Origin of the sequence: Streptomyces sp. HUAS 15-9 (genome assembly GCF_025642155.1) — a bacterium.
Lineage (GTDB): Bacteria > Actinomycetota > Actinomycetes > Streptomycetales > Streptomycetaceae > Streptomyces.
The window spans coordinates 6745455-6760323 of record NZ_CP106798.1 but is presented as its reverse complement, the minus strand read 5'-3'; the positions used below and the strand labels follow the sequence as shown (position 1 = coordinate 6760323).

At 71.9% G+C, this 14869-nt stretch carries 6 protein-coding genes and 1 pseudogene; 1 reads left to right on the top strand and 6 read right to left on the bottom strand.

All coding sequences use genetic code 11. The features are described 5' to 3' along the window. The first annotated feature begins 153 nt into the window (after positions 1–153). Positions 154–2274 carry a condensation domain-containing protein gene (locus N8I87_RS30975; RefSeq protein ID WP_263213659.1) on the top strand — a complete coding sequence of 707 codons (2121 nt, stop codon included), beginning with the start codon at positions 154–156 and terminating at the stop codon, positions 2272–2274. An 82-nt stretch (positions 2275–2356) separates the two neighbouring features. Here N8I87_RS30975 and N8I87_RS30970 read toward each other — a convergent pair whose 3' ends face one another. From N8I87_RS30970 to N8I87_RS30945, 6 genes and pseudogenes are all read right to left on the bottom strand, one after another. Beyond that, positions 2357–3256 carry a proline iminopeptidase-family hydrolase gene (locus tag N8I87_RS30970; RefSeq protein WP_263213657.1) on the bottom strand — a complete coding sequence of 300 codons (900 nt, stop codon included), beginning with the start codon at positions 3254–3256 and terminating at the stop codon, positions 2357–2359. 146 nt (positions 3257–3402) lie between these two features. After that, on the bottom strand, positions 3403–4140 hold the full coding sequence (locus N8I87_RS30965) for an ABC transporter permease (RefSeq protein WP_263213655.1): 738 nt from the start codon (positions 4138–4140) through the stop codon (positions 3403–3405). Beyond that, positions 4137–5321 carry an ABC transporter ATP-binding protein gene (locus N8I87_RS30960; RefSeq protein WP_263213654.1) on the bottom strand — a complete coding sequence of 395 codons (1185 nt, stop codon included), beginning with the start codon at positions 5319–5321 and terminating at the stop codon, positions 4137–4139. Before N8I87_RS30960 ends, N8I87_RS30965 begins: the two co-directional genes overlap by 4 nt. Before the next feature lies 1 nt (position 5322). Further along, positions 5323–6180 carry a hypothetical protein gene (locus tag N8I87_RS30955; RefSeq protein ID WP_263213653.1) on the bottom strand — a complete coding sequence of 286 codons (858 nt, stop codon included), beginning with the start codon at positions 6178–6180 and terminating at the stop codon, positions 5323–5325. Positions 6181–6347: 167 nt separating this feature from the next. Continuing rightward, positions 6348–9338: pseudogene (locus N8I87_RS30950) on the bottom strand (type I polyketide synthase); the annotation flags it as partial. 66 nt (positions 9339–9404) lie between these two features. Continuing rightward, positions 9405–14771, bottom strand: coding sequence for a type I polyketide synthase (locus N8I87_RS30945; RefSeq protein WP_263213652.1), 5367 nt, complete (start codon positions 14769–14771; stop codon positions 9405–9407). Positions 14772–14869: the final 98 nt, after the last annotated feature.

The following is a 14869-nucleotide window of genomic DNA, read 5'->3' as shown; positions in this document are numbered from 1 at the left end:
CAAGCGCCCCGAGGCGCCGCGGAGCCGGCCGGCGACTCACTGGCGGACGCCGACGCCGAGCAGATCTTCGACATTCTCGACGGCGAGTTCGAGGGCATCGATATCGACTGACGTCAGCCCGACCGGGCTGTTACTGCGATGAGGAGCACCGTCATGGCCACACGCAAGGAGACCGACCTGTGGCTGCTGGAGCGGCTCGTGCCAGGGGCCGGGGTCAACAATCTGTCCGTCACGTTCGATGTCGACGGGGTCATCGAACCCGCAATTCTGTCCAGGGCTCTGACGCTGGTGGTGCGCAGGCAGGAGGTTCTGCGGACCGTCTTCAGGGCCTCGGAGACCGAGCTCGCCAAGAGTGTCCTCGCGCCCGAGGCGGTGGCGCTGCCGGTGTCCGCCGTGCCGGTGGGCGCGGGTGACGTACAGGCCGCCGTGGAGGAGTTCGTGGGGGCGCCGTTCGCGCTCGACGGCTCGCTGCTGCTGCGGGGGGCGGTGTTCACGTCGGACGGTGGCGGCTGCACGGTGAGTGTCGCGCTGCACCATCTGGTGTTCGACGCGATGTCCACCGTGTCGTTCCTCAGTGAGCTGCTGCACGCGCTCCAGGACCCGGACGGCTACGACACGACACCGTCCGTGCCGGCTGCCGTGGAGCCCGAACCCTCCGAGGAGAGCCTGGAGTTCTGGCGGGATCAGCTGCACGGCTACCGCGCCGGCGACGGGGGCGGCCTGTGGTTCGGCAACCCGCCGTCCGACACACCGGATCTCGCCGGGGAGAGCACCTGGTACACGTTGTCGCGTCCGGCGCACGAAGTGGTACGGCGGCTGTGCCGTGAGCTGCGCGCGCCGGAGGCCGTGATCCTGCTGTCCGCGTACTGTCTGCTGCTGTCGCGGCACGGCGCCGGGCGGGATCTGGTCGTCGGTTCGCCGGTGAGCGTACGGCCCGCCGGGCGAGAGTCGGCGATCGGCTACCACGTGAACGTGCTGCCGCTGCGGGTGCGTATCGATCCGGCCAAGCCCTTCAAGCGCTTGGTGAACCGGGTGCGTTCGGTGTTCCTCGAGGGGATCGGGCACAGTGGGGTGCCGGCCGAGCTGGTGCTCGACGAGGTGCGGGACGCGGATACCGGCGCGAGCTGGCGCAACTCGCTGTGCACGCATCTGTTCAACTATGTGCCCGGCGGCACGTCCGGTGACTTCGCGGTCGGCGGGTTCCCGGCGCGCATGCGGGACGTGGAGAACGGCTTCAGCAAGTTCGACCTGGAGTTCTTCTTCATGCCCGGGGCCGGGCCGCAGCCCGGGGACGAGGAGGAGCTGCGCATCCGTGCCGTGTTCCGCACCCAGGTGTTCTCGCCGGCCGAGGTGGGCCTGCTGCTCGCCCGCTACGACGCGCTCCTGGTCCGACTCGGAGAGGAACTGGGCAGTCCCGTGGGCGAGTTGTCGGTGTGGAGCGATGCCGACCGGGCCGCGGTCGCCGGAGGCCACCGGCACGGGCTGCCGACCGCGGTACCCCTCTCCCCCGCGGTCGCGCAGCTCTCGTCGTACGCGCCGGGCCAGTGGTCGGCCGTACGGGCCCTGGTGGCGGCGCCCGACGGTGGGGAGCTGCCGGTGCGGGTGCGCGGGGAGCTGTGCCTCGCGGAGGCGGACGGGACCGTGCGGCGCACCGGGGAACTGGCGCGCTGGCTGCCGGACGGGCGTCTTGAGCTGCTGGGCCGGCTCGACCGGCAGGTCACGGTCCAGGGGGTCGCCTTCGGGCTCGACGAGATCGACGCGGTGCTGCTGGCCCATGCGGAGGTGGCGGGTGCGGCGAGCGTGTCGGTGGCGGGGCGTGTGGTGTCGTTCGTGGCGCCCACGGGCGGCGGCCCGGCCGAGGGTCTGGCCGAGCGGCTGCTGAAGCAGATACGGGTGTCCCTGCCGGCGTCCGCCGAGCCGGACCGGGTAGTCGTGGTGGACGCGCTGCCGTCGGTGGGCGGACGGCCCGACCTGGAGGGGCTGCGGCTGCGGGCTCAGGCCCTGGCCGGGCGGGAGCGGGGCGCGACGAGCGGCATCGACACCGATGAGCTGACCGATCAGCTCGTCGTCCTGTGGCGGGAGTTCCTCAAACGCGAGGACCTGAAGGCCGGCTCGGGGTTCTTCTCGCACGGAGGGCACTCGCTGCTGGGGGTGCAGCTGCTGCAGCGCATCAAGCGGACGACGGACGTGAAGGTGCGCGTTCGCCTCGCGGACCTTTTCGCCCATCCGACGCCGCGGGCCCTTGCCGGGTTCATCGCGGAGAAGTCGGAGTAGGCCTCCGGTCGATCAGTACGGAAGTCGATCAGCACCGAAGGGGGACCGGGCCTCGCCCGGTCCCCCTTCCGCGTTCGTGCGCTCAGCCCACCTGCGCCAGCCACTCCCGCATGACCGTCTCGAAGCGCTCGGGCTCCTCGACGTGGGGCATGTGGCTGGAGTCCTCGAAGAGTTCCCAGCGGGCCTGGGGGATATGGTCCAGGAAGGGGCGGATCGTGGCCTCGGTCGCCTCGTCGTGGGCGCCGGTGATGACCAGGGTGGGGACGTCGATCGCGGGGAGGCGGTCGATGACGCTCCAGTCCTTGAGGGTGCCGATGACATGGAAGTCGGCGGGGCCGTTCATGGTGCCGTAGACGGTGGGGTCGCTCTGCAGGGCGAGGAGCGTGCCGGCGACTTCGGGGGGCAGCGGGCGGGCCCGGCACAGGTGGCGTTCGTAGAAGGCGAGGACGGCGCGCTGGTAGTCGGGGTGGGCGAAGTCGCCGGTGGCCTCGTGGCGGCGCAGGGTGTCGCGGACGTCGGCCGGCAGCTCGTCCTTGAGGCGCTCGCACTCCGCGCGCCACAGGGGCATGGAGGCGGGCGAGTTGGCGATGACGAGGCCGCGCAGTCCGGCCGGGCGGCGCACGGCGTGCTCCGCGCCGAGCATGCCGCCCCAGGACTGGCCGAACAGCAGGTAGTCGTCGGCGATGTCCAAGTGGGTGAGAAGCGCGTCCAGTTCGGCCAGGAACAGGTCCACAGTCCAGAAGTCGGCGCCCTGGTCGGGCAGGCGGGTGGACTGGCCGTTGCCGAGCTGGTCGTAGTGGATGACCGGGCGCCCGTCGGAGGCGAGCGCCGTCAGGCTCAGCAGATAGTCGTGGACGGAGCCGGGGCCGCCGTGCGCGACGACGAGGGGGGTACGGCCGCTGTGCAGGTCTCCGGTGACGCGGTACCAGGTGTGGTGGCCGCGGAAGGGGACGACTCCCTTGCGGCTGGGGGCCAGGAACATAGGGGTCCCTCTCGGTCGGGTTCGGGGCAGGACAGGGAAGGTGGACGGCTGGACATGCGAGTGGGCGCCGACCTCCTCGGCCGGCGCCCACCTCTTCTTCGTATGGCTGAGACTCGTATGGCTGAGACTCGTACGGCCGGGACCGCTCAGGCCCGGGCCGCCTCGCGCCGGTAGCTGAGGACCACCGCGCCGGAGAACACCAGCGTCCACGCGGCCAGCACGGCCGCGCCGACCAGGGCCCGGGTGTCGTGCAGCAGGGCACCGTGGCCGATGTCGGCGAGCCAGTAGCTGGGCATGACCTTGATGATGTCGACCAGCCAGTCGGGGAACCCGGTGGTCGGCAGGAGCAGTCCGCCGAGGAAGCCGAAGAGGATGATCAGGCCCTGGAGGTACATCTGCTGCTGCTCGGGGGCCACGTACAGGCCGATGACCAGGCCGAGTACGGCACACGGCAGCGCGGCGATCCAGATGCCGAGGGTGATCTGCAGCCAGCCGCTCGCCGACAGGTGTACGTCCTGGACGAGCCAGCCGAACAGGGCCACGAAGGCCGGGCCGGGCAGCGCGACGACCATCGCCACGAACACCTTGGTCAGCAGGTAGGTGCGCGGCAGCAGCGGGGTCAGCCGCAGCTGCCGGTGCCAGCCGATCTGCCGTTCGTGGGCGACCCGGGCGGTGGTGTGCATGGAGGAGGTGAACGCGCTGTAGGCGGCCAGGCTGCACATCAGCCAGGCGCTGTAGGTGATGCCGTGGGAGTGCGGGATGGTCTGCTTCTTGTAGAGCATGCACTCCAGCAGGTACATCACGACGGGCACGACGAACGCGAAGACGATGAAGCGCGGTCCGCGCAGCATCCGCTTGATCTCGATGGCCAGGTAGCCGGTCATGCGGCCTCGTCCTCCGTGTTCCGCGTGTCGTCCTGGGAGGCGTCGTCGTCCGAGGTCAGCGTGAGGAACGCCTCCTCCAGGCCGGTGGCGCTGATCTCGATGTCATGGGCGTCGGCGTACCGCGTCACGAGCGCGCGGACGGCGGCGTCGGAGTCGTCGCAGTGCAGCTCGGCCTGGCCGAGGCGGATGCTCGCCGCGGTGACACCGGGCAGCTTCTTCAGCTCGTCGGCGGTCGCCCCCGGTACGGCGGCGCGCAGCAGCCGGCCGGCGGTGAGGGCGCGGATCTCGGCGACGGTGCCGTCGGCGGCGATCTGTCCCGCGCGCATCAGGACGACACGGTCGGCGAACTCCTCGGCCTCGTCGAGGTAGTGCGTGGCGAAGACGACGGTACGGCCGGTGTCGGTGAACTTCCGCATCGACTCCCAGAACTTGCGGCGGCTGCCCACGTCCATCGCGGAGGTCGGCTCGTCCAGGATGAGCAGCTGCGGGTTGCCGACCAGGGCGCAGGCGAACCGGGCGCGCTGGCGCTGGCCGCCGGAGAGCTTGGTGCCGCGCCGGTCGACGATGTCCTCGATGTTGGCGCGGCGCAGGACCTCGTCCATGGGCAGCGGGTCCTTGTAGAGCGAGGAGATCATCCCGAGGGTCTCGCGGACGCTCAGGTCGTCGATGAGCGAGCCCTCCTGCAGGACGGCGCTCGCCATGCCCTCCCGTACGGCGACGTACGGGGCCTTGCCGAAGACGGTGATGCTGCCCGCGGTCGGCTTGGCCAGGCCGAGGATCATGTCGACGGTGGTGGACTTGCCTGCTCCGTTGGGGCCGAGCAGGGCGACCACCTCACCGGGCGCGATGCTCAGGTCGAGTCCTCGGACGGCCTTGACGTCGCCGTAGTCCTTGCGCAGTCCGGTGATGCGCAGGGCGGGCTCGGGAGCGGCGTGCCGGGGACCCTTCACGGCAGCCGGCTTCTTGTCCTGCTCCGGCACCTTCTCGCTCTCCGACGTGTTCTTGTTCTCCGGCGCCTTCTCGCTCTCCGACGCCTTCGTGCTTCCCGGCTTCCTCCCGCTCCGGGTCTTCTTCTTGTTGTCCGGCTTCGCTGCTGTGCTCGTGGTCGGGGAAGGGGACGCGGCCGTGACGGTGGTGCCTCCCTCGTCCCTTGCGGTCCTGGTCTCTGGGGTCGTCGTCATGTCACATCCGGATCTGTCGGGAGAGGTCCTGCGGGGACAGCAGCGCGTCCAGGGCCTTCGCGGCGTCCTCGTCGCGCAGCAGGTTCATGTGCTCGCTGCCGAACCGGATTTCCCCCGACACGACGCGCGCCGCGGTCTCGGGATCGGTCGAGCGGAGCCGGTTGAGCCCGCTGAGCGGGCTCGCCGAGGTGAAGGCGACCGCCTTGTGCCAGTTCTCCATGGAGTCGAAATCGCCCGCGGCGACAACATAGGCGACGAAAGCGGTGAAGGATTCGGTGAATTCGGCACGGCTCTCCTCGTCGAGGTCGAGCTGGTCGAACGCGGGTTCACTCACGCCACGGAAAAGACGCACCAGTTCGGTACCGAGAACCCGAATGTCGTCGGTGCTTTCCAGGACGTGGTGCCCCTCGGTGTTGGCGGCCGAGACCGGCTCGGGGCCCACGATGGATTCGAAGAGGCTCAAGGACATGTGGAACTGCCAGTAGAGACCGAGCGGGTTGGCGAGTTCCGGGTCGAAGAGAATGAGCTGCGGGGCGCTTTCCTGCCATTGCGTGAGGCGTTCGGCCAGGGCGGCCGCATACACGGAGCCGGCGCAGAAGCCGAGGACCGCGCCGACCGGCCGCCCGCTCTCGCGCACGGAGTCGAACCAGCGGTCCAGATACTCCTGGCCGCCGGGCCCCACATCGGTGGCGACGGCCTGGGGCATCGTCTCCCAGACATGGTGGCGGCCCGCCGCGGTGAGCGAGAACAGGTCGGAGAAGCGGGCGTCGGGACGGCCGGTGGCGGTGAAATCGACGGCGAGCACCAGTTCCTCCTGGCTGCTGCCGCCGATTTTCAGCCACACGTCGTTGTTTTCCACCGGCTGCCCCTTCCTGACTGGTGTGTCGCGTTCTCGACTTGGCATCCGGCCGGTTCTGCCGGGTGCCCTCGATGCTAGAAGTGGCCATGGCGGGTGAGAGCCCCTATGGCCACCCCTAGCGCCCCCTACCGGGTGGCGTCCGTCGGGCCCACCGCGGGCGCGTCCTCGAGTTCTTCCGCCAGGTACTCGACGAGTTCTTCCGGGGTCCCGTATTCGTAGATCACGGCGGCGGGCAGTTTCAGGCCGAGCGCCGCGGTGAGCCGGTCACGGAATTCCACCGCGAGCAGCGAGGTGAATCCGAGATCGAGGAAATCACTGTCCGGTTCGACGGCGTCGTCGGCCCCGGTGTGCCCGAGCACCCCGGCGGTGACCTCGCGCACCAACTCCCCGAGCAGGGCGGCACGCCCCGCTTCATCGGCGGACCTCAGCTCCGCCAGCCGCGCCTCACGATCGTCCGGCTCGGCCTCCGGCAGCACCGCCTCCCCCACGCTCACACTGCCGCCGGTCCGCCCCGCCGAGGCCAGCCAGTAGTGCTGGTGCTGGAAGGCGTAGGTGGGGAGGTCGACGGGGTGCCGGCCGGGGCCGTAGAAGGTGGTCCAGTCGACTGCGGGCAGTCGGGTGAGGGCTTCGACCAGGGCCTGGGGTTCGGTGCGGTCGCGGCGCAGGGTGGGTACGGCGCGCGGGTCGGCGGCCATCGCGGTCAGTACGGCGTCGGGGCCGAGCTCCAGGAACGTGCCGATGCCCTGGCCGTCCAGTGTCGCCACGGCGTCGGCGAAGCGGACCGCCTCACGGACGTGGCGGACCCAGTACGACGGCTGCGACAGCTCGTCGTACGAGACCGCCGTGCCGGTGAGGGTGGAGACGATCGGTATCGCAGGCTCGGCGTAGCTGAGTTGGGCGGCGATCTGCTCGAACTCGGCGAGCATGGGCTCCATGAGCGGGGAGTGGAAGGCGTGGCTGACGCTCAGCCTCTTCGTCTTGCGGCCTGCCCCGGCGAAGTGCCGTACGACCTCGTCCACGCCCGCCTCCGGCCCGGAGACGACCACAGCGGACGGACCGTTGACGGCGGCGATACCCGTGCCTTCCGGCAACACGGCCCGCACCTCGTCCTCGGTGGCCTGTACGGCGGCCATCGCACCCCCGGCCGGCAGCTGCTGCATCAGACGGCCGCGCGCGGCCACCAGCGTCGCCGCATCCTCCAGCGACCACAACCCGGCCACATGAGCGGCGGCCAACTCGCCGATGGAGTGACCGGCCAGCACATCCGGCCGCACCCCCCACGCCCCCAGCAGCCGGAACAGCGCCACCTCCAAAGCGAACAAGGCAGGCTGCGTGTACCCCGTCTCGTCCAGGCCCTGCCCGCCGAACATCACGTCCTTCAGGGGCCGTTCGAGGTGCACGTCCAGAGCGGCACACACCTCGTCCAGCGCGGCCGCGAAGACGGGGAAGGCCTCATACAGCTCACGCCCCATCCCGGCCCGCTGACTCCCCTGCCCGGTGAACAGGAACGCCACCGAACCCCCGGCGACCGTGGGCGTGACGCCCCCGCCGGCAATGGCCTCCAGCCCAGCCAGCAACCCGCCCCGGTCACCGGCCACCGCACTCACCCGATACGCGAACGAGGCACGGCGCATGGCCAGCGAGAAGCCCACGTCGGACGGGTTCAACTCGGGCTGGGAGCGGGCGAATTCAAGCAGGCGTGCCGCCTGTGCCCGTACCGCCGCCGCGGTCTTGCCGTAGACGGTCCAGGGCACGACCGGCAGATCGGCGGCCCGCGGGGTCTCTGGCGGCTCCTCGGCGGGCGCCTCCTCGACGATGACGTGGACGTTGGTGCCGCTGATGCCGAACGCGGACACCGCCGCCCGGCGCGGGCGGTCGGCGGCGGGCCAGGGGCGGTTCTCGGTGAGGAGTTCCACGGCACCGGCCGACCAGTCGACGTGTGGGGTCGGAGCGTCGATGTGCAGGGAGCGGGGCAACACGCCCGCGCGCAGCGCCTGCACCATCTTGATGACGCCGGCCGCGCCCGCCGCCGCCTGGGTGTGGCCCAGGTTGGACTTGACGGACCCCAGCCACAGGGGCTCTGTCCGGTTCTGGCCGTAGGTCGCGAGCAGCGCCTGTGCCTCGATCGGGTCGCCGAGGACGGTGCCGGTGCCGTGTGCCTCGACGGTGTCGACGTCGTCGGTGGACAGGCCCGCGGCGGCGAGGGCGTCGAGGACGACCTGTTGCTGGGAGGGGCCGCTGGGCGCGGTGAGGCCGTTGCTGGCGCCGTCCTGGTTGATGGCCGAGCCTCGGACGACGGCCAGCACGCGGTGGCCGTTTCGGCGGGCGTCGGAGAGGCGTTCCAGGAGGAGCACGCCGACGCCCTCCGACCAGCCGGTGCCGTCGGCGGCCTCGGCGAACGGCTTGCACCGGCCGTCGGGGGCGAGCCCGCGCTGTCTGCTGAAGTCGATGAAGGTGTCCGGGGTGGCCATGACCGTGACGCCGCCCGCCAGGGCGAGGGAGCACTCTCCCGCCCGCAGCGCCTGCGCCGCGAGGTGCAGAGTGACCAGGGAGGACGAGCAGGCGGTGTCGACGGTGACGGCGGGTCCGGTCAGGCCGAGGGCGTAGGAGATCCGGCCGGACAGGACGCTGCCCGCCGTGCCGGTGCCGAGGAAGCCCTCGACGCCGTCGGGCAGTGCGGCGCGGTCCGAGCCGTAGTCGTGGTACATGACGCCCGCGTAGACGCCGGTACGGGTGCCGCGCGCGGCGGCGGGGTCGATGCCCGCGTGCTCGAACGCCTCCCAGGACGTCTCCAGCAGCAGCCGCTGCTGAGGGTCCATGGCGAGCGCCTCGCGGGGGCTGATCCCGAAGAACGCGGCGTCGAACTCGCCTGCCGCGTCGAGGAATCCGCCTTCCTTGGCGTAGCTCTTGCCGAGGGCGCCCGGGTCGGGGTCGTAGAGGTTGGCGGTGTCCCAGCCGCGGTCGTCGGGGAAGCCGCGCATGCCGTCGCCGCCGCGGGCGACGAGCCGCCACAGGTCGTCGGGCGAGGCGATGCCTCCGGGGTAGCGGCAGGCCATACCGACGATCGCGATGGGCTCGCGGGCGCGGGACTCCAGGTCCTCGATGCGCCGGCGGGCCTGCATCAGGTCGACGGTGGCCTTCTTCAGGTAGTCCCGCAGCTTCTGTTCGCGTTCACCGGGGACTTCGGTGGCCGCGGTGGGTCCAGTGCTTGCTGCCATGGTCGTTCAGCTCCCGGTCTCGCCGTCGAGGAGGGCGAAGAGTTCGTCGTCGGATGCCGCTGCCAGGTCGTCGGCGGCCACCTGCGCTGTTTTTGGCCGCGGGTCGTCCGAGTCCTGCCAGCGGGCCAGGAGGGCCTGCAGCCGTACGGTGATCCGGGACCGGGTCAGCTGGTCCAACTCCTGCGTTCCGATGAGGGGTTCGAGGTGGTCGAGGCCACGCAGCAGGGCAGTGGCGGGGTCGTCGTCGGCTGGTGCCAGTTCCTTCAGCAGGTGGGCGGCGAGTTCATGCGGGGTGGGGTAGTCGAAAACGAGCGTGGCGGGGAGCCGTACGCCGGTCTCGGCGGCGAGCGCGTTGCGGAACTCGACGGCCGTGAGCGAGTCGAAGCCGAAGTCCTTGAAGGGCTTCTCGGCCTCGACGGTCTGTCCCGCGCCGAAGCCGAGGACGGTGCGGACGTGCCGGCGCACCAGGTCGAGCACGAGTGAGGCCCGCTCCTCCCGGTCGCCGATCACGGCGAGTCGGTCGCGCAGTCCGGTACCGCCGCCCGTCGCGCCGCCCGCGGCGGTACGGCGGGAGGGGACACGGACGAGCGAACGCAGCAGGCCCGGGACGCCGCCGCTGAGGGACCGGGCGAGCGCGGGCACGTCGAGGCGTACGGCCACGGTGAGCGCGTCCGCCGCCGCGACGGCCGAGTCCAGGACGGCGAGGCCCTGTTCGGCGCCGAGCGGCCGTACGCCGGTACGGGCCATCCGCTCCAGGTCGGCATCGGTGAGCTCGGAACCCATGCCGCCGGTGGCCGGGTCCCACATGCCCCAGGCCAGGGACACCGCGGGCTGCCCGTGGGCGCGCCGGCGCGCGGCGAGCGCGTCCAGGTAGGCGTTGGCGGCCGCGTAGTTGGCCTGTCCGCCGCCGCCCAGCACGCCGGCCGCGGACGAGAAGAGCACGAACGCGTCGAGGTCCTGGGTGAGTTCGTGCAGATGGTGGGCGGCCTCCGCCTTGGGGGCGAGGACGCGGCGCAGTTGGGCCGGGGTGAGCCGTCCCAGGGTCGCGTCGTCGACGACACCGGCGGTGTGCACGACCGCGGTGACGCCGGGGTGCGCGGCGAGCAGCGCGGCCAGCGCGTCCCGGTCGGCGACGTCGCAGGCGGCGAGGGTGACCTCGGTGCCCGACTCCCGTAGCTCTGCAGCGAGTTCGGTGGCACCGGGGGCCTCGGGACCGCGTCGCCCGACGAGGACCAGGTTGCGTACGCCGTGCTCGGTGACCAGATGCCGGGCGACCAGGGCACCCAGACCACCGGTGCCGCCGGTGATCAGGACGGTGCCGGTGGTGGGCCAGACCGGTTCCGGACCGGCTGCTGCCGCCGCCGTCGCACGACGCACCAGGCGCGGTGCGAGCAACGTGCCGCCGCGCAGCGCGAGTTCGTCTTCATCGGAACCCAGGGCGGAGAGGGACGGCGCGTCACTGTCGACGTCGAGGAGCAGCAGCCGCCCCGGGTATTCGGTCCGGGCCGCCCTGACGAGTCCGGTGACAGCTGCCTGGCCCAGGTCCGTGACGTCCTCTCCGGGCGCGGTGGCCACGGCACCCCGGGTGACGACGAGCAGCCGCTCATCCGGTGCGGCCCGCTCCAGCCACTCTTGGAGCGCCGCGAGGACGACGGTCGCGGCCTCGGTGGGCGAGGTCGCGGCCGGGGCGGTCAGCGCGGACCAGCCGGCAGCGGGCAGCGCCTCCACGCGGCCGGGCTCGGGCAGCGGCAGCGGCTCCTCGGCTCCGGCGCACGGCAGTCCCTCGACGACGGTCCAGTCGACGCCGTACTCAGCGTCGCCCGCGCCCGACGCGCCCGCACCCGCTCCGGCCGCCACCGGCACGGGCCTGAGCGCGAGTGTCCCGACGGACAGCACCGGCCTGCCCTCGGCGTCGGCGGCGTCGAGAGTGATGGCACCGGGCGTGGTGACGGCGACCCGGACGCGCAGGGTACGGGCGCCCGTGGCGTGCAGGGTGACGTCAGACCAGGAGAACGGCAGCCAGGCCGAGCCGGGTTCGGGCGCCGGCAGCAGTTCCCCCGCGGCCACGGAGTGCAGGGCCGCGTCGAGAAGCGCGGGGTGGATGCCGTACCCGTCGGTCTCGGTGTCCTCGGGCAGCGTGACCTCGGCGCACACCGTGTCCCCGTCGCGCCAGGCACTCGTGAGGCCCTGGAAGAGGGGGCCGTATTCCAGGCCCAGGGCGGCGAGTCCGGCGTAGAGGTACTCGGTGTCGATCGGCTGTGCGGCCGCGGGCGGCCAGGCGACGGCACCCGGGCCCGGCTCGGACCCGGCCGCCGAGAGAACACCCTCGGCGTGCAGGGTCCAGCCACCCTCCTCGCCTTCGGGGCGGGAGTGGAGGGTGACGGCGGGCTCGTCGCCCTCGCCGACGCGCACGCGCAGGGCGATCGCGCCGGTCTGCGGCACGATGAGCGGGGCGTGCAGGGTCAGGTCGCGGACGGTGCCGCGTCCGACCTGGTCTCCGGCGCGTACGGCGATCTCGACCAGGGCCGCACCGGGAACGATCACCGTGCCGTTCACCGTGTGCTCGGCCAGCCATGGGTACGTCGCCAGGGACAACCGACTGGTGAACAACGCCCCTTCGGAGTCGGGCAGTTCCACCGACGCGCCCAGGAGCGGATGCCCACCCGCCGCGAGCCCGAAGTCACCGGGCTCCCCAGAGCCCACCGAGTTGCTGCGGAACCAGTAGTGCTGGTGCTGGAAGGCGTAGGTGGGGAGGTCGACGGGGTGCCGGCCGGGGCCGTAGAAGGTGGTCCAGTCGACTGCGGGCAGTCGGGTGAGGGCTTCGACCAGGGCCTGGGGTTCGGTGCGGTCGCGGCGCAGGGTGGGTACGGCGCGCGGGTCGGCGACCATCGCGGTCAGTACGGCGTCGGGGCCGAGCTCCAGGAACGTACCGATGCCCTGGCCGTCCAGTGTCACCACGGCATCGGCGAAACGGACCGCCTCACGGACGTGGCGGACCCAGTAGGCGGGGGTGGAGAGGTCTTCGTACGACACCTGCGCGCCCGTCAGGGTCGACACGATCGGGAAATTGGTCTTGCTGTAGGTGAGTTGGGCGGCGATGCGCTCGAACTCGGCGAGCATGGGCTCCATGAGCGGTGAGTGGAAGGCGTGGCTGACGGTGAGCCGCTTGGTCTTGCGACCCGCCTCCGAGAAATGCCGTACGACCTCCTCCACGCCCGCCTCCGGCCCGGAGACGACCACGGCGGTCGGGCCGTTGACGGCGGCGATACCGGTGCCTGCGGGGAGAACCGCCCGTACCTCGTCCTCAGTGGCCTGTACGGCGGCCATCGCACCCCCGGCCGGCAGCTGCTGCATCAGACGGCCGCGAGCGGCCACCAGCGTCGCCGCGTCCTCCAGCGACCACAACCCGGCCACATGAGCGGCGGCCAACTCGCCGATGGAGTGACCGGCCAGCGCCTCGGGCCGTACCCCCCACGCCTCAAGTAGCCGGAACAGCGCCACCTCCAGAGCGAAGAGAGCGGGCTGCGTGCACCCCGTCTCGTCCAGCCCCTCCCCGCCGAACATCACGTCCTTCAGGGGCCGTTCGAGGTGCACGTCCAGAGCGGCACACACCTCGTCCAGCGCGGCCGCGAACACCGGGAAGGCCTCATACAGCTCACGCCCCATCCCGGCCCGCTGACTGCCCTGCCCGGTGAACAGGAACGCCACCGAACCCCCGGCGACCGTGGGCGTGACGCCCCCGCCGGCAATGGCCTCCAGCCCAGCCAGCAACCCGCCCCGGTCCCGCGCCACCACACCCGCCCGACATGCGAACGCCGACCGCTGTGTCACCAGCGAGCAGCCCACATCCCCCGCATCCAGCTCCGGCCTGGTCACGGCGAACTCGAGCAGCCGCGCCGCCTGATCCCGAACCGCCTCGTTCGTCCTGCCGGAGACGATCCACGGCACCACCGGCAGCCCAGCCGTCACCTCCGCCACCGGCGTCGGCTCCTCGGCCAGGGCTTCCTCCACGATCACGTGCGCGTTGGTGCCGCTGATACCGAACGACGAGACACCAGCCCGCCGCACCCGCTCCCCGGCCCGCTTCCACGGCCTGGCCTCGGTCAGCAGCTCCACCGCACCCGCCGACCAATCCACATGCGACGACGGCCTGTCCACCCCGAGGGTCCGCGGCAGCCGTTCGTGGTGGAGGGCGAGCACCATCTTGATGACTCCCGCCATGCCGGCGGCGCCCTGGGTGTGGCCGAGGTTGGACTTGATCGATCCGAGCCACAACGGCGTATCCGAGGCACGGTCCTGGCCGTAGGTCGCGAGCAGCGCCTGCGCCTCGATCGGGTCGCCGAGCCGCGTGCCCGTGCCGTGCGCCTCCACGGCGTCGACCTGCTGCGGGGTGAGGCGCGCGGACGTCAGGGCCTGCTTGATGACCCGCTGCTGGGAGGGGCCGTTGGGGGCGGTGAGGCCGTTGCTGGCGCCGTCCTGGTTGACGGCCGAGCCCCGCACCACAGCCAGCACCCGGTGACCGTTGCGGCGCGCGTCCGACAGCCGCTCCAGGACCAGGACGCCGACGCCCTCGGAGAGCCCCGTACCGTCGGCCGCGTCGGCGAACGCCTTGCAGCGGCCGTCCCCGGAGAGGCCGTCGGCGCGGCTGAACTCCAGGAACGTACCGGCGGAGCCCATGACCGTGACGCCGCCCGCGAGGGCGAGGGTGCATTCGCGGCCGCGCAGTGCCTGGGCCGCCAGGTGCACCGAGACGAGGGACGAGGAGCACGCCGTGTCCACGGTGAGGGACGGGCCTTCGAGGCCCAGGACGTAGGAGACGCGCCCGGACAGGACGCTCGCCGCGACGCCGGTCATCATGTGGCCCGCGATGGAGTCGGGCATCCGGGTCAGGCCGCGCAGATAGTCGTTGCTGCTGACGCCCGCGTAGACGGCGGTGCGGGTGCCGGCCAGGGTGTGCGGGTCGATGCCGGCGCGTTCGATCGCCTCCCAGGAGGTCTCCAGGAGCACGCGCTGCTGCGGGTCCATGGCGAGCGCCTCACGGGGGCTGATGCCGAAGAACTCGGCGTCGAATCCGGCGGCGTTCTGGAGGAACCCGGCGCGGCGGTCCGTGTCGCCATGTCCGTCGCTGGCGGAGAGCTGGTCCAGGTTCCAGCCCCGGTCGCGGGGGAAGGGGGCCATGCCGTCGCGGCCGGCGTCGAGCATGGCCCACAGGTCCTCGGGCGAGCCGACGCCGCCGGGGAACCGGCAGGCCATACCGACGATCGCGATGGGCTCGTGTTCCCTCTCCTCGGCCTCACGCAGCCGCCGACGGGTGTCGTGCAGGTCGGCTGCGACCCGCTTGAGCGTGTCGACCAGCTGTTTCTCGTCAGCCATTTCTTCCCCTACTTCCCCTCTGATCCCCTCGTACGACGGCGACAGCGGCGGACGTCCGCGGGGGCGTCCGCCGGTTGGCGGGACGCCCCTTCGAAAGT

Excerpts from the sequence above, each read along its gene's own strand:
- N8I87_RS30975 (WP_263213659.1), top strand. The coding sequence starts at position 154 with ATGGCCACACGCAAGGAGACCGACCTGTGGCTGCTGGAGCGGCTCGTG.
- N8I87_RS30970 (WP_263213657.1), bottom strand. The coding sequence starts at position 3,256 with ATGTTCCTGGCCCCCAGCCGCAAGGGAGTCGTCCCCTTCCGCGGCCAC.
- N8I87_RS30965 (WP_263213655.1), bottom strand. The coding sequence starts at position 4,140 with ATGACCGGCTACCTGGCCATCGAGATCAAGCGGATGCTGCGCGGACCG.
- N8I87_RS30960 (WP_263213654.1), bottom strand. The coding sequence starts at position 5,321 with ATGACGACGACCCCAGAGACCAGGACCGCAAGGGACGAGGGAGGCACC.
- N8I87_RS30945 (WP_263213652.1), bottom strand. The coding sequence starts at position 14,771 with ATGGCTGACGAGAAACAGCTGGTCGACACGCTCAAGCGGGTCGCAGCC.